This window comes from Paucibacter sp. M5-1 (genome assembly GCF_027498415.2).
In the GTDB taxonomy this organism is placed as follows: Bacteria; Pseudomonadota; Gammaproteobacteria; order Burkholderiales; family Burkholderiaceae_C; genus Roseateles_E.
The window spans coordinates 5874931-5892331 of record NZ_JAPZLM020000001.1 but is presented as its reverse complement, the minus strand read 5'-3'; the positions used below and the strand labels follow the sequence as shown (position 1 = coordinate 5892331).

General features: G+C 68.6%; 19 protein-coding genes and 1 tRNA gene. 13 read left to right on the top strand and 7 right to left on the bottom strand.

Annotation, left to right across the window (positions count from 1 at the left end; genetic code table 11):
- Window positions 1–3: 3 nt before the first annotated feature.
- Both O5M90_RS27855 and O5M90_RS27850 read right to left on the bottom strand, forming a co-directional pair.
- Window positions 4–1128, bottom strand: coding sequence for an efflux RND transporter periplasmic adaptor subunit (locus tag O5M90_RS27855; protein ID WP_269840745.1), 1125 nt, complete (start codon window positions 1126–1128; stop codon window positions 4–6).
- A complete protein-coding gene (locus O5M90_RS27850) occupies window positions 1125–1808 on the bottom strand; it encodes a TetR/AcrR family transcriptional regulator (protein WP_269840746.1) in 684 nt (227 codons plus the stop codon). Before O5M90_RS27850 ends, O5M90_RS27855 begins: the two co-directional genes overlap by 4 nt.
- A 143-nt stretch (window positions 1809–1951) precedes the next feature.
- Between O5M90_RS27850 and O5M90_RS27845 the strand changes: the two genes are divergently transcribed.
- From O5M90_RS27845 to O5M90_RS27815, 7 genes are read left to right on the top strand one after another with little or no spacing between them, the layout of a single operon-like run.
- Window positions 1952–2776, top strand: a complete 825-nt coding sequence (locus tag O5M90_RS27845) for an undecaprenyl-diphosphate phosphatase (protein WP_269840747.1) — start codon at window positions 1952–1954, stop codon at window positions 2774–2776.
- Window positions 2777–2806: 30 nt separating this feature from the next.
- A complete protein-coding gene (gene map / locus O5M90_RS27840) occupies window positions 2807–3613 on the top strand; it encodes a type I methionyl aminopeptidase (protein ID WP_137942423.1) in 807 nt (268 codons plus the stop codon).
- Window positions 3614–3617: 4 nt separating this feature from the next.
- Window positions 3618–6227, top strand: coding sequence for a [protein-PII] uridylyltransferase (locus O5M90_RS27835; RefSeq protein ID WP_269841090.1), 2610 nt, complete (start codon window positions 3618–3620; stop codon window positions 6225–6227).
- Complete coding sequence (gene mnmH, locus O5M90_RS27830) at window positions 6224–7282, top strand: tRNA 2-selenouridine(34) synthase MnmH (RefSeq protein ID WP_269840748.1); 1059 nt, start codon at window positions 6224–6226, stop codon at window positions 7280–7282. The genes O5M90_RS27835 and mnmH overlap by 4 nt, the downstream gene beginning before the upstream one ends.
- Window positions 7283–7330: 48 nt before the next feature.
- Window positions 7331–8104, top strand: coding sequence for a DUF2189 domain-containing protein (locus O5M90_RS27825; RefSeq protein WP_137942420.1), 774 nt, complete (start codon window positions 7331–7333; stop codon window positions 8102–8104).
- Between the two features lie 5 nt (window positions 8105–8109).
- The gene (locus O5M90_RS27820; protein WP_137942419.1) at window positions 8110–8328 is read left to right on the top strand and encodes a DUF2788 domain-containing protein; all 219 of its coding nucleotides are present in this window, start codon (window positions 8110–8112) and stop codon (window positions 8326–8328) included.
- Window positions 8325–8945: a YitT family protein gene (locus O5M90_RS27815; RefSeq protein ID WP_269840749.1), complete on the top strand. Its 621-nt coding sequence runs from the start codon at window positions 8325–8327 to the stop codon at window positions 8943–8945. Before O5M90_RS27820 ends, O5M90_RS27815 begins: the two co-directional genes overlap by 4 nt.
- 3 nt (window positions 8946–8948) lie before the next feature.
- On the opposite strand, the gene O5M90_RS27810 is transcribed toward O5M90_RS27815, so the two are convergent.
- Entirely contained in the window at window positions 8949–9830 is an 882-nt protein-coding gene (locus tag O5M90_RS27810) for an alpha/beta hydrolase (protein ID WP_269840750.1), read from the bottom strand.
- 137 nt (window positions 9831–9967) lie between these two features.
- On the opposite strand from O5M90_RS27810, the gene O5M90_RS27805 reads away from it, so the two are divergent.
- A tRNA-Ala gene (locus tag O5M90_RS27805) sits at window positions 9968–10043 on the top strand.
- A gap of 61 nt (window positions 10044–10104) precedes the next feature.
- Here O5M90_RS27805 and O5M90_RS27800 read toward each other — a convergent pair.
- On the bottom strand, window positions 10105–11259 hold the full coding sequence (locus O5M90_RS27800; RefSeq protein WP_440402492.1) for a serine hydrolase domain-containing protein: 1155 nt from the start codon (window positions 11257–11259) through the stop codon (window positions 10105–10107).
- 163 nt (window positions 11260–11422) lie between these two features.
- Between O5M90_RS27800 and O5M90_RS27795 the strand changes: the two genes are divergently transcribed.
- Both O5M90_RS27795 and O5M90_RS27790 read left to right on the top strand, forming a co-directional pair.
- Window positions 11423–12097, top strand: a complete 675-nt coding sequence (locus O5M90_RS27795; RefSeq protein ID WP_269840752.1) for a response regulator — start codon at window positions 11423–11425, stop codon at window positions 12095–12097.
- Window positions 12094–13497, top strand: coding sequence for an ATP-binding protein (locus O5M90_RS27790; protein WP_269840753.1), 1404 nt, complete (start codon window positions 12094–12096; stop codon window positions 13495–13497). Before O5M90_RS27795 ends, O5M90_RS27790 begins: the two co-directional genes overlap by 4 nt.
- A gap of 198 nt (window positions 13498–13695) precedes the next feature.
- Here O5M90_RS27790 and O5M90_RS27785 read toward each other — a convergent pair whose 3' ends face one another.
- Window positions 13696–13983, bottom strand: a complete 288-nt coding sequence (locus O5M90_RS27785; protein WP_269840754.1) for a hypothetical protein — start codon at window positions 13981–13983, stop codon at window positions 13696–13698.
- Between the two features lie 323 nt (window positions 13984–14306).
- Between O5M90_RS27785 and O5M90_RS27780 the strand changes: the two genes are divergently transcribed.
- Genes O5M90_RS27780 through O5M90_RS27770 form a run of 3 tightly spaced genes read left to right on the top strand, consistent with a single transcriptional unit; the run spans window position 14307 to window position 16636 of the window.
- On the top strand, window positions 14307–14621 hold the full coding sequence (locus O5M90_RS27780; RefSeq protein WP_269840755.1) for an iron uptake protein: 315 nt from the start codon (window positions 14307–14309) through the stop codon (window positions 14619–14621).
- 25 nt (window positions 14622–14646) lie between these two features.
- The gene (locus O5M90_RS27775; RefSeq protein ID WP_269840756.1) at window positions 14647–16311 is read left to right on the top strand and encodes a PepSY-associated TM helix domain-containing protein; all 1665 of its coding nucleotides are present in this window, start codon (window positions 14647–14649) and stop codon (window positions 16309–16311) included.
- Entirely contained in the window at window positions 16304–16636 is a 333-nt protein-coding gene (locus O5M90_RS27770; protein ID WP_269840757.1) for a DUF3325 family protein, read from the top strand. The genes O5M90_RS27775 and O5M90_RS27770 overlap by 8 nt, the downstream gene beginning before the upstream one ends.
- Window positions 16637–16646: 10 nt before the next feature.
- On the opposite strand, the gene O5M90_RS27765 is transcribed toward O5M90_RS27770, so the two are convergent.
- Window positions 16647–17132, bottom strand: a complete 486-nt coding sequence (locus O5M90_RS27765) for a hypothetical protein (protein ID WP_137942409.1) — start codon at window positions 17130–17132, stop codon at window positions 16647–16649.
- Complete coding sequence (locus O5M90_RS27760) at window positions 17129–17326, bottom strand: hypothetical protein (RefSeq protein ID WP_269840758.1); 198 nt, start codon at window positions 17324–17326, stop codon at window positions 17129–17131. Before O5M90_RS27760 ends, O5M90_RS27765 begins: the two co-directional genes overlap by 4 nt.
- Between the last annotated feature and the right edge of the window lie 75 nt (window positions 17327–17401).

Below are 17401 nucleotides of genomic sequence, written 5' to 3'. Positions count from 1 at the left end.
CGGTCAGCGCACGGCGGCCGGCATCAGCTTGACCGCCGTGCCCTCGGCCACCTGGCCGGTCGCGCCACGCAGCACCTGGGCTCCCTCACCCAGGCCGCCGACAATCTCGATCACCGGCTGCCCGTCGACCTCGCCGCTGCGGCCCGGCTCCACCGTCTGCACCAGCACCCGGCCCTCGCGCACCAGCAGCACATAGGGCCGCGCCTTGTCGATGCGCAGCGCATCGGCCGGCAGTACCAGCCCCTCGCGGGCATCCAGCACCAGGCTGCCACGCGCGAACAGGCCGTGGCGCAGCCCCGGCTTGGGTTCGACCCGCAGATAGAGCAGCACCGCGCGCGAGCCGGCCTGGGCGGCCGGATTGATGCGCGAAAGCGTGGCCTGCACGGGCAAGTCCTGACCCTCGACCTGCAGCTGAGCCAGCGCGCCGATCTGCAGGCCGGCGATCTGCTCGGCCGGCACCGCCGCTTCCAGCTCCAGCCGGCTCAGATCGACGATCTCCAGGATGCGGCCGTCCAGCGGCACCCGCTCACCAGGCTGGGCCAGGCGCTGCGAGACCTGGCCGCTGATCGGCGCGATCAGCCGCGCATCGGCGCGGGCCTTGCGCGCCAGCTCGACCGCGGCCTGGGCCGACAGCCAGTTGGCCTGGGCCGCCGCCTCGCCGGAGGCCGAGGACTCCAGCGCGGTGGCCGAGATGAAGCCCTGGCCGACCAGGGCGCGGTTGTTGTCCAGCGTGCGGCGGGCAATTTCCTGCTGAGCCTTGGCGGCGGCCGCGCCCTGCTCGGCCTGGCGCAGCCGCCAGTCGAGCTCGGTGGCGTCCAGTTCTCCGAGCAGCTGGCCGGCGCGCACCGGGTCGCCCTCGCGCACCGTCAGCGTCTTCAGCTCGGCCGCCACCTTGGCCTTGACCAGGGCCAGATCCAGCGCCTTCAAGCCGCCCGACAGCGCCAGGCTGCGCGCAAAGCGCTGGCGCGTGGCGCTGGCCACATCGAGCGCGCCCAGTTCCAGCACCGCGCCGCTCTTGGCCGTCACCGGTGGCGCCGCCGGCCTGTCGCGCCGCGACAGCAGCACCAGGACCAGCGCCAGCAGCGCCAGGCCCAGCAGCAGGAGCTTGAACTTGCGGCCCGCTGTCATCGCTCGCTGTCCCTGGCTTGGCTGCCGGGCTGCTGGCTCAGCAGCCCGCGCAGCATCAGGTCCAGCTGCACGGCCAGCACGGCCTCGGGCTGTATCGCTGGGCTCAGCATCTGGCAGGCCCCGAAGGAGTGCTCGAACAAGACCATCTGCAGCATCGGGGCGATCAGCACCTGCACGGTCTCGTTCACCGGCACCGGCCGGAACTCGCCGCTGGCGATACCGCGCGCCACCAGGCCGCCGAGCAGCTGATGGGTCGGCACGATGACCTCGTCCAGATAGAACTGCGCCAGCTCCGGGAAGTTGCGCGCCTCGGCCATCATGATCTTGCTGATGCCGCCGGCCGGCCCCAGGCCGACCCGCTGCCACCATTCGCGCAGCACCAGCGCCAGCAGCTCGGCCATGCTGCCCTGGTGCTGGGCGGCGATCTGCATGCCCTCGGCGATATGGCTGGCCAGATTGGCCCGCACCACCGCCTTGAACAGCTCTTCCTTGCTGGGGTAGTAGAGATACAGCGTGCCCTTGGACACGCCGGCGCGCGCGGCCACCTCCTCGGAGCGCGTGGCGGCAAAGCCCTTCTCGATGAAAAGGGCCAGCGCGGCCTCCAGCAGCTCCTGCGGCCGCGCTTCCTTGCGGCGCTGGCGGGGGCTGGCGGAGGGGGTCGGGGCGGGGGACGGCGGCATGCGGCTTGTACTGACTGACTGGTCAGTAATGTACGCAGCAGCTATCCGCCGGTCAATCGCGGCTTGTCCGGGCCCCGTTCTTGCAAGCGGCGCTGTCATGGGGCGCCGTTATCATGCGGGCCCAATCAAGCAGGGAGTGAGTGTTGGACGCAGTGCTGTTGATCAAGGCCGCCATCATGGGTGTGGTGGAAGGCCTGACCGAGTTTTTGCCGATTTCTTCGACCGGCCACCTGATACTGGCCGGCGCCCTGCTCGGTTTCGACGACGCCAAGAGCAAGGTCTTCGACATCGCGATCCAGACCGGCGCGATCTTCGCGGTCATCCTGGTCTACTGGCAGCGCCTGCGCGAGGTGGCCGTCGGCTTGGGCAGCGAGGCCCGTTCGCGGCGCTTTCTGATCAATGTGGCGGTCGGCTTCGCGCCGGCCGTGATCCTGGGCCTGCTGCTGGGCAAGGCGATCAAGGCCCATCTGTTCACCCCCACCGTGGTGGCGATCGCGCTGATCGTCGGCGGCTTCGTGATCCTGTGGGCCGAGCGGCGCAAGCAGGCTGTCGTGCGCATCGAGCATGTCGACGACATGACGCCGCTGGACGCCCTGAAAGTGGGCCTGGCCCAGTGCGTGGCGATGATTCCGGGCACCAGCCGCTCGGGCGCCACCATCATCGGCGGCATGCTGTTCGGCCTGTCGCGCAAGGCCGCGACCGACTATTCCTTCTTCCTGGCCATTCCGACCCTGATCGGCGCCGGCGCCTACAGCCTCTACAAGGACCGCGCGCTGCTGGCGCTCAGCGATGCGCCGATGTTCGGCGTGGGCCTGCTGTTCTCCTTCGTCAGCGCCTGGATCTGCGTGCGCTGGCTGCTGCGCTATATCGCCAGCCACAGCTTCGAGGTGTTTGCCTGGTATCGCATCGTGTTCGGCATCGTGATTCTCGCCACGGCCTGGAGCGGCCTGATTGCCTGGACGGCGTGAGAGGTAAAAGCGGTCTGAGATAATCCGCGCATGACGATCACGATCAAATCCGGCGCCGATATCGAAGCCATGCGCATTGCCGGACGCCTGGCCTCCGAGGTGCTTGACATGCTGACCCCGCATGTGAAGCCCGGAGTCACGACCGAGCAGCTCGACAAACTGGCCCACGACCATATCGTCCATGTCCAGAAGGCCATCCCGGCACCGCTGAACTACTGCCCGCCGGGCTACACGCCCTACCCCAAGTCGGTCTGCACCTCGATCAACCATCAGGTCTGCCACGGCATCCCGAACGACCGGCCGCTGAAGAACGGCGACATCGTCAATATCGATGTCACCGTGATCAAGGACGGCTGGCATGGCGACACCAGCCGCATGTTCGTCGTCGGCGAGGGCTCGATCGCGGCCAAGCGTCTGTGCGCCTTCACCTACGAGGCCATGTGGAAGGGCATCGCCAAGGTCAAGCCGGGCGCGCGCCTGGGCGATATCGGCCACGCGATCCAGACCTTTGCCGAGAACGCCGGCTTCTCGGTGGTGCGCGAGTTCTGCGGCCACGGCATCGGCCAGGTCTTCCATGAAGAACCGCAGGTGCTGCACTACGGCCGCCCCGGCACGCTCGACGAGCTGGTGCCCGGCATGGTGTTCACGATCGAGCCGATGATCAATGCCGGTCGCCGCGAGATCCGCGAAACCGGCGACGGCTGGACCATCGTCACCAAGGACCGCTCGCTGTCGGCCCAGTGGGAACACACGGTGCTCGTGACCGAGACCGGCTACGAGATCTTCACGCTCTCCGAAGGCAGCCCGCCGCCCCCCGCCTTCATCACCGCCGGCTGAGCCCATGCTCGCTACGCCCGGCGGCGGCACGACCCTGGACATCGCCGAGCTGCGCCGCCAGCTCAAGCAGGGCAAGCAGGCGCTGATCGCCGACTTCCTGCAACACAAGGCCAGCGTCACGGCCGCCCACACGCTGATGCGCCAGCTGGCGCGCCAGGTCGACGCGCTGCTGCAGACGCTGTGGGCCCAGGCCGGCATGCCGGCCGGGGCCTGCCTGGCCGCCGTCGGCGGCTATGGCCGCGGCGAGTTGTTTCCCTACTCCGATGTCGATGTGCTGCTGCTGCTGCCCGACGGCTGCGAGGCCCACCAGCCCGGCGCCGTCAAGAGCAGCATCGAGGCCTTCATCACCGCCTGCTGGGACACCGGGCTGGAGATCGGCTCCTCGGTGCGCACGCTGGGCGAATGCCTGCAGGAAGCGGCCGGCGACGTCACGGTGCAGACCGCGATGCTGGAGGCCCGCCCGCTGGCCGGCGCCCGGCCGCTGTTCAAGCGCTTTGAGAAAGCGCTCGGCCAGGCCATGGATGCACGTGCCTTCCTGCGCGCCAAGACGCTGGAGATGCGCCAGCGCCACACCAAATACGACGACACGCCCTATTCGCTGGAGCCCAACTGCAAGGAAAGCCCCGGCGGCCTGCGCGATCTGCAGCTGCTGATCTGGATCGCCCGGGCCGCCGGCCTGGGCAAGACCTGGCGTGCGCTGGCCCAACGCGGCCTGATCACGCCCTTCGAGAGCCGCCAGCTGCAGCGCAACGAGGGCCTGCTGAACCTGATCCGCTGCCGCCTGCATGCGGTGGCCGGTCGCCGCGAGGACCGGCTGGTGTTCGATCTGCAGACCGCCGTCGCGCTGAGCTTCGGCTACGAGAACAGCCCGGGCCAGCGCGCCTCCGAGGTGCTGATGCGGCGCTACTACTGGGCCGCCAAGGCCGTCAGCCAGCTCAACCAGGTGCTGATGCTGAACCTGGAGGAGCAGATCAACGGCTCGCAGCAAGACCTGCGCCGCACGATCAATGCGCACTTCATGGAGCGCGCCGGCATGCTGGAGGTCGTCAGCGACGATCTCTACGAGCGCGAGCCCCACGCGATTCTCGAGACCTTTCTGGTCTACCAGCAGACGCCCGGCATCAAGGGCCTGTCGGCGCGCACCTTGCGCGCGCTCTACAACGCCCGCGAGCAGATGAACGGCGCCTTCCGCCGCGACCCGGCCAACCGCGCGATGTTCATGCAGATCCTGCAGCAGCCGGAAGGGCAGACCCATGCCTTCCGGCTGATGAACCAGACCTCGGTGCTGGGCCGCTATCTGTGGGTGTTCCGCCGCATCGTCGGCCAGATGCAGCACGACCTGTTCCATGTCTACACGGTGGACCAGCACATTCTGATGGTGCTGCGCAATGTGCGGCGCTTTTTCATCCCCGAGCATGCGCACGAGTACACCTTCTGCTCGCAGCTGGCCGCGCAGTTCGACAAGCCCTATCTGCTCTATATCGCCGCCCTCTTCCACGATGTGGCCAAGGGCCGCGGCGGCGACCACTCCGACCTCGGCGCGGTCGAGGCCCGGCGCTTCTGCCGCGACCATGGCCTGTCGCGCGAGGACAGCGCGCTGGTCGTGTTCCTGGTCGAGCAACACCTGACCCTGTCCCGGGTGGCGCAGAAGGAAGACCTGTCCGACCCCGAGGTGATTGCCGCCTTTGCCCAGAAGATGGGCAATGCGCGTCGCCTCACCGCGCTGTACCTGCTGACGGTGGCCGATATCCGCGGCACCAGCCCCAAGGTCTGGAATGCCTGGAAGGGCAAGCTGCTGGAGGACCTGTACCGGTTGGCGCTGCGCGCCCTCGGCGGCGCCAAGCCCAATCTGGCGGCCGATATCGAGGCCCGCAAGCAGGAGGCGCGCGAGAAGCTGGCCCTGCATTCGATGCTGCCCGATACCGAGGCGCCGCTGTGGGCCACCTTGGAGCTGAGCTATTTCGCCCGCCACGAGGCCGGCGATCTGGCCTGGCATGCGCGCTCGCTGTGGCGCCATGTGCAGGCCGCCACCCCGATCGTGCGCGCCCGCCCCTCGCCGATCGGCGAAGGCCTGCAGGTGCTGGTCTATGCACCGGATCGCCAGGACCTGTTCGCCCGCATCTGCGGCTATTTCGATGGCGCCGGCTTCAACATCCTGGACGCCAAGGTCCACACCACCCGCAAGGGCTATGCGCTGGACACCTTCCAGGTCACCAGCTCCGACCTTGAATCGCATCACCGCGATCTGGTGCCCCTGGTCGAGGCCAAGCTCGGCGAGGCGCTGAACGCCGAGGGGCCGCTGCCCGAGCCCAAGCGCGGCCGCTTGTCGCGCCGGGTCAAGTCCTTCCCCTTCACGCCGCGCATCGCGCTGCGGCCCGACGAACGCGCGCAGCGCTGGCTGCTCTCGATCAGCACCAGCGACCGCGCCGGCCTGCTCTATGCAATCGCCCGCGTGCTGGCCCGGCACGGCATCAATCTGCAGCTGGCCAAGATCTCGACCCTGGGCGAGCGGGTCGAGGACACCTTTCTGGTCGACGGCGCCGCGCTGCAGCAGAACAAGGCCCAGCTGCAGATCGAAACCGAGCTGCTGGACGCCGTCTCGCTGCCTTCATGAGCACCCTGCCCTCCCATGTCGTCGCGGCGCCCGAGGCGCTGGCCGAGCTGGGCCGCTTCGATGCCATCGTCGATGTGCGCACGCCGGCCGAGTTCGCCGAGGACCATCTGCCCGGCGCACTGAACTGGCCGGTGCTCAGCAACGAGGAGCGCATCGTCGTCGGCACGCTCTACAAGAGCTCTCCCTTCGAGGCCCGCAAGATCGGCGCGGCGATGGTGGCGCGCAATATCGCTGCCCATCTGGATGCCCATTCGGCGCCGCTGCCCAAGAGCTGGCGGCCGCTGGTCTATTGCTGGCGCGGCGGTCAACGGTCCGGCGCGATGACCTGGTTCCTCGGCCAGATCGGCTTCAAGGCACGCCAGCTGCAAGGCGGCTACAAGGCCTACCGGGCCCAGGTGCGCGAGGACCTGGCGCAATGGCCGGCAGCCCTGCAGCTGCGGCTGCTGTGCGGCCGCACCGGCAGCGGCAAGACGCGCTTGCTGCAGGCCCTGGCCGCCGAGGGCGCCCAGGTGCTGGATCTGGAGGCCTGCGCCGCGCATCGCGGCTCGGTGCTGGGCGGCCTACCCGGCCAGCCCCAGCCGAGCCAGAAGCGCTTCGACAGCCTGCTGTGGCTGCGCCTGCGCGCGCTCGACAAATCCAGGCCCATCTACATCGAAAGCGAGAGCCGCAAGATCGGCCAGCTGCGCGTGCCCGAGGCCTTGCATGAGCGCATGCGCGCCAGCCCCTGCCTGTGGCTGGAGCTGCCCGAGGCCGCGCGGGTCGAGCTCTTGCTGCAGGACTATGAGCATTTCCGTGCCGACCCCGAGGGCTTCTGCGCCCTGATCGATGGCCTGATCACACTGCGCGGCCGCGACACGGTGCGTGGCTGGCAGGCCCAGGCCCGCGCCGGCGACTGGGCCACGCTGTTCGCCGCGCTGATGCGCGAGCATTACGACCCCGGCTACGAGCGCTCGCTGCAAGGCCATTTTCCGCAGCTGGCCCAGGCGCGCCGGCTTGAGCTGGCCAGCGCCGAGCCGGCGGCGCTGCAAGACCTGGCACGACAACTGCCGACCTGATCCAGGTCAAGACGGGTGCACACTCGCACTGGCACTATCGGATCCTCGATGCGAACCCAACACGCCCTGCAGGAATCGCGCCGTTTCGGCGTCAAGCCCATCCCCTTGCTGCGCCCGCTGGGCTGGCTGGCGCGCGGTCTGGCCGATCTGCGCCGCTGCCCGGGCCCCTCGCTGGCCCATGGCCTCTTGATGGCCACCGGCGGGAGCCTGATCTTCTGGCTGGCGCGCGAACGTTTCTGGCTGCTGGCCGGCGCCTTCAGCGGCTTTCTGCTGGTCGCCCCCATCCTGGCCACCGGGCTTTATGCGATCAGCCGTGCGCTGGAGCGTGGCGAGCGTCCCGGCTGGAGCACCGTGCTGCAGGCCTGGCGGCCGCATGACGGGCGGCTGATCCTGTTCGGCCTGCTCTTGGCCCTGGCCGGCAGCGGCTGGGTGCTGACCTCGGCCTCGCTGATCACGGTGTTCGCCCCCGGCGCCATCGCCAAGCCGCTGGACTTTCTGCGCCAGGTGGTGCTGAGCGAACAGTCGCTGCTGTTCGAGGCCTGGCTGGGGCTGGGGGCGCTGCTGGCCGCGCCGGTGTTCGCCTCCAGCGTGGTCGCAATCCCGATGCTGCTGGACCGCCGCGTCTCGGTGCTGGCCGCGGTGTTCACCAGCTGGCGCGTCGTGCTCGAGCATCCGGCGCCGGTGGCGCTGTGGGCCCTGCTGATCATGGGGCTGACCCTGATCGGCATGCTCACGCTGATGCTGGGCCTGATCGTGATCCTGCCGCTGCTGGGCCATGCCAGCTGGCATGCCTACCGCGATCTGGTGAGCCCCAAGGACTGACGGCGATGTTCGGCTATAGCGAGGAGCAGATCGCGACCTTCGGCCTGAGCTTCGGCGTGGCCGCCTTCATGCTCTATATGGTCTTCATCATTCTGCAGCTGGCCCGCGAGTCCAAGGCCGGCAAGCTGGGCACCTTCATCCTGCTGCTGGGCCTGGGCTTTGGCCTGGTGGGCTTCGCGGCCAAGGGCGTGATCAAGTTCTTCCTCAGCGGCATCGTCGAATGAGCAATGCCAGGCTGAGCAGCCGCAGCTTCCGTCACAGCCTGTTCGAGGACGCGCAGGCGCTGATCACCGGCACCTTGTTCGTCGCGCTGGGCGTGGCCCTGTTCAAGCAGGCCGGCATGCTGACCGGCGGCACGGTGGGCATCGCCTTCCTGATCCATTACGGCAGCGGCCTGCCTTTCGGCGCGCTGTTCTTCGCGCTGAACCTGCCCTTCTACTGGCTGGCCTATCGCCGGCTGGGACTGGCCTTCACCGTCAAGACCGTGTTGGCGGTAAGCCTGATGTCGCTGCTGTCCGAGCTGCTGCCGCGCTGGCTGCGCTTTGCCGATCTGAACCCCTGGTTCGGCGCCATCGCCGGCGGCCTGCTGATCGGCGCCGGCATGCTGATCCTGTTTCGCCACCGCGCCAGCCTGGGCGGGCTCAATGTGCTGGTGCTGTATCTGCAGGAGCGCTACGGCTGGCGCGCCGGCTATGTGCAGGCCGGCCTGGACGCGCTCATCCTGCTGGCCTCGACCGCCTTTGTGCCGGCCGACCGCATCGGCCTGTCGCTGCTAGGCATGGCGGCCATCAACGCGGCGCTGGCGGTCAATCACCGGCCCGGGCGATACATGGCGACCTGAGGACTACAACAGGCCGCTGTACCAGCGCAACTCCAGCAACTTGCGCGCCAGCTGATGGCTGCGGCCTTCCGGGTTGGCCAGGTCGTGCAGGATGCTGAAGTGGTCAAGACCTGGCACCTCCTCGCAGACCGGCACGCTGCGCGACCCCCAGGCCTGGCGCAGCAGGCCGTTCTGGCGCTTGAACTCCTCGCTCTCCTTGGCCCCGACCACGCAGTACACCGGCGTCTCGTCGGGCGCCGGAAAATTGACCGGGCTCAGGCGCCGCACCGCATCGGCATCCAGGCGCAGATCGCGCTGCAAGGACGGCGCCTGGCGCAGCGGTTCCAGATCATGCAGGCCCGAGATCGACAGCACGCCCTTGACCAGATGGCGCGGCAGATCCGGTGCCACCGCCTTCCAGTCGCAACAGGCCAGCATCGCCGCCAGATGGCCGCCGGCCGAATGGCCGACCAGCACGATCTGGTTCGGATCGCCGCCATGCTCGGCCGCATGCCGCCAGACCCAGGCCAGGGCCTGCACCAGCTGCAGCGGGATGTGTTCCATGCTGACGCCGGGGCACAGCGCGTAGTTCGGGATCACCACCATCGCCCCCTCGTCGGTGAAGACCGGGGCCAGGAAGGAATGATCCGCCTTGTCCAGCGCCCGCCAGTAGCCGCCGTGGATGAACACCAGCACCGGGGCCAGCGCCGAGTGCTCGGTCTGGGCCGGGAACAGGTCCAGGCGCTCGCTGGCATGCGGGCCGTAAGCCAGGTCCAGCCGGCACGCCGATTTCTCGCGCGACAGCTGCGCCGCCCGCGTCCAGCGCTCGAGGATCTGCGCGCTGTCGGCCACACGGGCCCGGTTGTCGTACTGCGTGTCAAACCACTCGGGAGCGTGGTCGGCCATGGGTCATCCTTTGCTTGTCGTTGCGGACCGAGATGGCCGCAAGTGTCCCCCAGCCCAGCCCACCCGCGCTCTCGCCGAAAACCCGCAGTGCCGCCCGGCCCCACACTGCGCGGCGATTGCTATACTTTTTTCGCGTCGGGGGGGTAGCTCAGCTGGGAGAGCGCCGCGTTCGCAATGCGGAGGTCGGGAGTTCGATCCTCCTCCTCTCCACCACGCGATCTTTGCCTTGGGAAGAGGCTGCAGCAGTTTCGACCCGACGGCCCACCAGCGCCCATCAGCGTTCTTGCTGCAGATAGCGGGCCACCGGCAGCGCCAGGTCCAGATAGGTCGAGCCCAGATCGGATCCGTTGCGGGCGGCCACCACGACGAGACGGCGGCTCGGATCGTAGAGGATGGCGCAGGAATAGCCGGCGCTGGCGCCCCCATGCCCGAGGAATACCCTGCCGTCCGGCAACTGGTGGCGCATGACGCCCAGGCCGTAGGCGTAGTCCATGTCGCCGATCGGCTCGGCGGGCACAAAGCGCAGCATGCGCTCCAGCGTGGCCGGAGATCGATAGAGCGCTCCGCCAAACAGCGCGGCCGCGAAGCGCGCCAGGTCTGCCGTGCTGGTGACCAGGGCATGGCCACCGGCAGCCCCGGCCATCGAGGGGGAGATTCGGCTGACATCCACCAGCCCCACACCCTCGACCGACTCGTAGCCGTGCGCGAACGGTGCCGGCATCTCCAGGTCGGCGGGTTCCGGCAGCGAGGAGTCCCGCATGCCCAAGCGGGCAAACAAGCGCTGGCGCACTTCGGCGCGCCAGCTCCGGCCTGCGGCCCGGTCGATGATCAGGCCAAGCAGGATGTAGTTGGTGTTGGCGTAGGCATGGGCACCGGGGGGCTGCTGCGGCTCCAGCAGCGCGGCGTCAAGATAGTCCTGCTCGCTGCGCAACTTGCCGGGATGACTCAGTACGTCGGCATCGTGCGCCGCGCCGGTGGCGGTATCGCCAAGCCCGCTGCTGTGGTTCAGCAGCTGCTCCAGCGTGATCTGCCCCCTGTAATTGAACCGTCCGACGCGGTCCGGCGGCAGCAGCTCGCCAAGCGGCGCTGCGAGCGAGAGGCGGCCCTCTTCGACCAGTTGCAGCACCACCGTGGCGATCAACAGCTTCAGCACACTGCCGGCGCGAAAGCGGGCTTCGGCTCGCAGGGCGGCAGCCGGCTCGATCCGGCCGCGACCCGCGGCGAAACCCAGCGTAGGTCCGGAAGCCTCCCGCACCGCCACCAGGGCTCCCGGCAGCGCCTCCGCAGGTACAGCCTTGTCCACCAGGGCCTGAACCGCCTTGCGGTCAAGCGGTGGCGTGGCCAAGTCCGCGTCGTTGCCGCCGCCACAACCCAGAAACAGGGTCGGCAGCAGCAGGGCAGCGCCGAGCATTGCGCGTGAGATGAGCATGATGATGGGCCTCGTAGCTTGAAGGTTCGGAATGCCCCGGGCTGTTTTGGGGCTGGCTGACTCAAGAACCGCCGCACTCTAGGGGCGACTTCCTTTGCTTCGCCTTTGGGCCGCCTTCACAGCATTGGCATAAGCTGCGCCTGGCATCGCTTGGAGAGCCTGAATGCACATTCTTCTGGTCGAAGACGATCTGGACCTCGGCGCAGACCTGCAGAAAGCGCTGAAGGCTCATGGGCTGAGCAGCGAATGGGTGCGCACCCTCGCTCAGGCGCGTGCCCTGTGCGGTCCGGCGGACGAATCCATGCCCTATGTCTGCGCCGTCCTCGACCTCGGGCTGCCCGATGGCGAGGGCTTGACGCTGCTCAGGGAGTGGCGGCGCGCTGCCCTGGCTTTGCCCGTGATCCTGCTGACGGCCCGTGATGCGCTGGAGGCGCGCGTCGCGGGCCTCGATGCGGGGGCGGACGACTACGTCATCAAGCCGGTGCAGGCCGCCGAGTTGGCCAGCCGCGTGCGGGCCGTCACGCGACGGGCGGCCGGGCAGGCCTCCAGCATCTGGACACTGGGCAGTATCAGCATCGATATGGGGCGCCGCGAGGTGCGCACCGACGAGGAACTGGTGTCGCTGTCGCCACGCGAATTCGCCATCGTGGCCGAACTGGCGAGGCATGGCGGCGGCGTGGTGACCAAGCATCGCTTGGTGCGCGCTGTAGCACCGCTGGGCGAGGCGCTGGAGTTCAGTGCGCTCGAATGGCATATCCACAATCTGCGCCGCAAGCTGGGCGAGGACTGCATCCGCACGGTGCGCGGCGTCGGCTACGGCATGGCAGGCCCGTTGTGAAAGTGGGCCTGCGGCCGTCCATCGCCAAGCGGCTGTGGCTGGCGCTGTTGCTGGCCTGTGTCCTGGTCTGGGGGGCCATCTACACCCTCGGACATTGGATGGTCTATGCCGAGGAGTCGGGCAGCTTCGACCGCGAGATGCTGGCCCTGGCCCAGGGCGTGACGCGCTTGACCGAGGCGGCGACGGACGACGAGGGCCGTCTGGTCGCCATGCTGGAAGGCTTGGGTGCAAAGATCGCCAGCGACAGCGAAGTGCTCGGCTATCCGGAGGGTTTCCTGGCCTTCATCGTGCTGGATTCGCAAGGGCGTTTGCTGGCCCGTGCCGGCGCCGGGCCAAAGCAGGTTCCGGACGGGCCGGATGGCTATGCGAACCTTGCCGGCGCGCAGACCTATCGGGCCTACCGGACGCAATCCGCCGATGGGCGCTACCGCATCGTCGTGACCCAGTCGACGCGCAGCCGGCGGCTGAATTTCGACTCGGTGATGATCAGTCGCGAGGGTTTGCTGCAGCCGCTGCTGGTGGCCTTTCCGCTGGTCCTGTTGCCGGTGTGGTTGTCGGTGCATTCCGGGCTGAGGCCGCTGCGCCGCTTGTCCAGCGAACTGGCGCAGCGCCGCCCCGGGGATCTCGCACCGCTGCGCGTGACGGCTCGCTATGCCGAGCTGGAACCGCTGGTGCGCGAGCTCAACACCACCTTGGCCCGGCTGCATGCCCTGCTGCAGCGCGAGCGCAGCTTTCTGGCGGATGCCGCCCACGAGCTGCGCACGCCGCTCGCGGTGATCAGCGCGCAACGCGACCGCTGGATCCACAGCAGCAGCGCCGAGGAGCGCCATCGGGCCACGCAGCGGCTGGACCAGGGCATCGCACGGGCCGGTCGCCTGGTGGGGCAGTTGCTCGCGCTGGCGCGGCTCGATGCCGAGGGCCCACATGAGGCCGCCTCCGTGGATCTGGCGGATATCGCTCGCGACAGTCTTGCGATCCAGGCGGCCGAGGCGCGCAGCCGCGGCATCGAGCTCAGCTACCGGGGCCCGGACCAGGCCCCTTGCCGCGGTCCGCAGCAGGCATTCGAATCGATCATCGACAACCTCGTCAGCAATGCCGTGCGCTACGGTCGGGTCGGAGGGCGGGTGGAGCTGCAGCTGGAACGACAGGCCGGGCGCATGCGGCTGGAGGTCCGGGACGATGGTCCGGGCATTGCCCCGGCACTACAGGACAGGCTGTTCGAACGCTTTGTGCGTGGTGCCCATGACGGGCAGAACGGGTCCGGTCTTGGCCTAGCGATCGTCAGATCGGCGGCGCGACGGATTGACGCCGACATCGAGCTGGGCGCAGGCATTGACGGGCGCGGCGTGGCGTTCTGCCTGCAATGGGCCTTGCCATCGGATCCATCGACGCCGGCCTGAACGGATGTCCACGCAAGATACCGGTAGGTGCTCAATCGGAAACCAATGAGCACGCTTCCTGACGGACCGGCAGGGCCGGCTGAACGGTCTGGAAAGCAAAAAAACCCGACGGCCTCGGAAGGCCGTCGGGCTAAACGCGCGGGTCGTGAAGAACAAACGCCCGGCAACTGCAAGGTAAAAACGTGGGAGGCGCCGAGCTCAGTGCGAACCGTAGGCACCGGGGTCGAAAGCGTCATCGTCGACCTCGATGTCACGCGCGCGCGTCAGCAAGGCCGCCATCGCGCGCCGGCGATCCGCGCCAGAACTCACCGCCCGGTTCAGGATGGGCGCGAGTTGCGGGTCGCTGCGGATGCGCGAGCGAGCCTGGCGCACCGCCGCCATAAACTGCGGCTGCTTGGCGAATACATCCAGATAGTCCCAGTGGCGCTCTGGGAACTCGCGCCACCAGGCGATGATGCTGTCAGGGTCGTTCAGATTGAGATTCATGGTGATGCTCTCGCTCGCTCGGGTTTGCTGGCGAGATGGCCCTCGCTCAGTACTGTGTAAATATACAGTATTGAGCGAGACTGACAAGCGTTTGCAGAGCGCACGGCCGTTGCATCAGCATCACCGGATAGACGGGCCAATTCAATAACGGGAATCATTCTCAATTAAGATTACGCTTCTTGCGGTCTCGCTGCGCGCGACCGCCCGCCCGACGCGCCAGCCATCGCCAGCCACGGAAATCCCCCGACAGTGGATGCGCCTCTGCCCCGGCAGCGCGCCCACCCTCGTTGCCCGCCCCTGATTCCCGCTGGAGTTGTCCGCTGATGAGCCCCCAGAAGTCCTGGCGTCCCCACGCCATCGCCCGCCTGCACATCGTCGCCCGCATCGCGGCGGCGATGCTGGGCGGCTATGCCTTCTGCTGGGGCTTTGTCGCGCTGTTCATCGCGTCGATGTTCGCGGCCGGCATGCCTTTCCACGATGCCGAGTCGCTCAGCTATATGCTGGCCTTCCTTCTCTTCCTCGGGCTGTTTCTGTGGGCCTTCGCGGCCCGCAGCCTGGCCCGCGTCTGGGGCGTGCTGGCGGGTGGCGGCGCGCTGATGACTGCGGCGGCCTGGCTGGTCCAGCGCGCGCTGCTCTGAATCCCTGACCCAAGGAGTAAGACCCGTGTTCCAGAACTTCCGGCTCACCATGGCCTGGCTGCACACCTGGTTCGGCCTGGTGCTGGGCTTTGTGCTGATGGTGGTGTTCTTCTTCGGCTCGCTGTCGGTGTTCGATCGCGAGATCGACCGCTGGGCGATCCCCGAATCGCGCTTCGCGCCGCAACCGATGCCTTCGTTCGACCGGGTGCTGCAGCCGGTGTTCAAGGCCATGACCAAGCCCGACGCCGCGAACATCGAGGCCGCCCGAGAGCGCGTCAACGGGCCGATGGCCGACAGCTTCCCGGTCGTCAACAGCTGGGGCGCCTACACCACGCACCGCGACCCGGTGCTCAGCGTCTTCACCAGCTTTGTGCTGCCCCATGCCAAGCAGGCCGACGATGTGGTCTGGGGCAGCCTGACCATCGATCCGCGCGACGGCCGCCCACTGCCGCAAGACCATCTGAAGATCGGCAGCCAGTTCTTCTACCCGCTGCACTACAGCCTGAACCTGCACTGGAAAAACCTCGGCACCTGGATCGTCGGCTTCGCCGCGCTGATCATGCTGGTGGCCCTGGTCAGCGGCGTCGTGATGCACCGCAAGATCTTCCGCGAGCTGTTCACCTTCCGGCCGAAAAAGCACACCCAGCGCAGCGCGCTGGACCTGCACAACCTGACCGGCGTCGTCGCCCTGCCCTTCCACTTCATCTTCGCGCTGTCGGGGCTGGTGATCTTCGGCGGCATCTATTTCCCGGTCACCCATACCCAGCTGGAACCGCTGCACGAGCTGCATGAGCAGCACGAGGCGATGGAAACCGGTCTGCCGGCCCAGCGCGCCGGCCAGCCGGCGGCGTTGGCCTCGGTCGACGCGATGGTGGCCGAGGCCCAGCGCCGCTGGGCCGCCAAGGGCATGGCCGGCGAGGTCGGCTTCCTGAGCGTGCAGCATGTCGGCGACGCCAATGCCTATGTCAGCATCTACCGCGCCGGCACCGACCGGGTCACGCTGACCGGCGAGGGCATGCACTTCAAGGGCAGCAGCGGCGCGCTGATACGCGAGGATCCGCCGGTCACCGCGGTGGCCGGCATCAACAACTTCCTGACTGGCCTGCATCTGCAGCACTTCCGCCACTGGCTGCTGCGCTGGCTTTATGTGCTGGGCGGGCTGTCGGGCTGCGTCTGCATCGCCACGGGCTTCATCTTCTTCGTCGAGAAGCGCAAGCGCCAGCATGCCAAGCAAGGGCTCAGCGGCGCACGCTGGGTCGATGCGCTGGCCGTCACCACGGTGACCGGCATGCTGATCGCCACCATGGCCGTGCTGATCGCCAACCGCCTGCTGCCCGGCGATCTGCCGGCGCGCGGCGACTGGGAGCAGTACGGCTTCTGGGGCGCCTGGCTGCTGGCTTTTGCCCATGCGCTGTGGCGCACGGCGCCGGTGTCCGAGGGCCGCATCGCGCCGGCCTGGGGCGAGCAGTGCTGGGCGGTGGCCGCCCTGGCGATCACTGCCGTGCTGCTGAACTGGGCCAGCACCGGCGATCATCTGCTGAGCACCTTGGGCCGCGCTTACTGGCCGGTGGCCGGCGTCGATCTGGCGCTGCTGGCCAGCGCCGCGCTGGCCGTGCTGGCGGCGCGCCGGCTCGGCCGACGCGCGCGCCTGGCCAGCAGCAGCCCTGTGGCGGAGGCCGCCCATGCGTGAGCCCCTGATGCTGCTGGCGGCGCTGGCCGCCACCGTGGCCGGCCTGGGCTGGTTGGCGCTGGCCATGGAGGTGCATTGGCAGCAGGTGTGCGGCGCCAGGCCGCTCACGCCCGCCACCGTGGGCGGCCTGCGCCTGCTGGGCGCTGCCGGCCTGCTGGGCTCGCTGGGGCTGTGCCTGAGCGTCGACCATGTCTCGATGGCCTCGCTGGTCTGGGTGATGACCCTGGCCGGCGCGGCCCTGCTGATCGCCTTCACGCTGAGCTGGCGGCCGCAGTGGCTGGCACTGCTGCTGCTTCGGCGGCCCGGGCGGACCGGCGCCGGCTGAGCCCCGGGTCTCAGTGCGGCCGCGAGCCCGGCGGGCTCTGCGGATCGCCGCGCAGCTCGCCTCGCCAGCGCTCCAGCATCTGCTGGAATTCGTCGGCAAGCCGGGCATTGTCGAGCGGCCCGGCCTGGGTCGCCGAGGCCAGCGCAGTGCCGATGCGCTTGGCGCGCAGCATCGCGATGCCCTCGATCGCGCCCAGCACGATATGGGCGGCCGAGGCATCGAGCGCATCGCTGGCCAGCATGTCGGCCGCCTCGCGCAGAACCAGCATCTCCTGCTCGATCTCGGCGGTATTGAGGCCGCTGCGGCGCAGCGCCGGAAGCAGCACCAACTCCTCCAGCCGCCAGCTCAGTTCCAGCGCCAGCAGCAGTTGGCGCTGCGCCTGCGCGACCCTCTCGGACGGCGTTTGCCGCAGCGCATCGAAGCACTCTTCATTGGCGGCGCGCAGCTCGGCAAACAGCGCGTTCACGTCGCGCTGGCGCGGGCGTTCGGGGCTCATTGCGAGGGAGCCGGGCCGAGCTGGCTGCCACTGCCGCGCAAGGCGCCACCCTCGCCTTCCCAGGTATTGACTTCCTGGGGCTTGACGGGGCTGCCGGCCACCGCAGCGTGCTGCTGCTGGCGGCGGGCCTGGCGGCGCCACAGCGCGATGCCGGCCAGCAGGGCCGAGACGATGCCTATGCGTTTGCTGATCATGGGGCTGCTCCTTGATGAATGCCTGGGACACCACCGCGATGGCCCATGCACCGATCTTGGTCGAGCCCGGCCGGG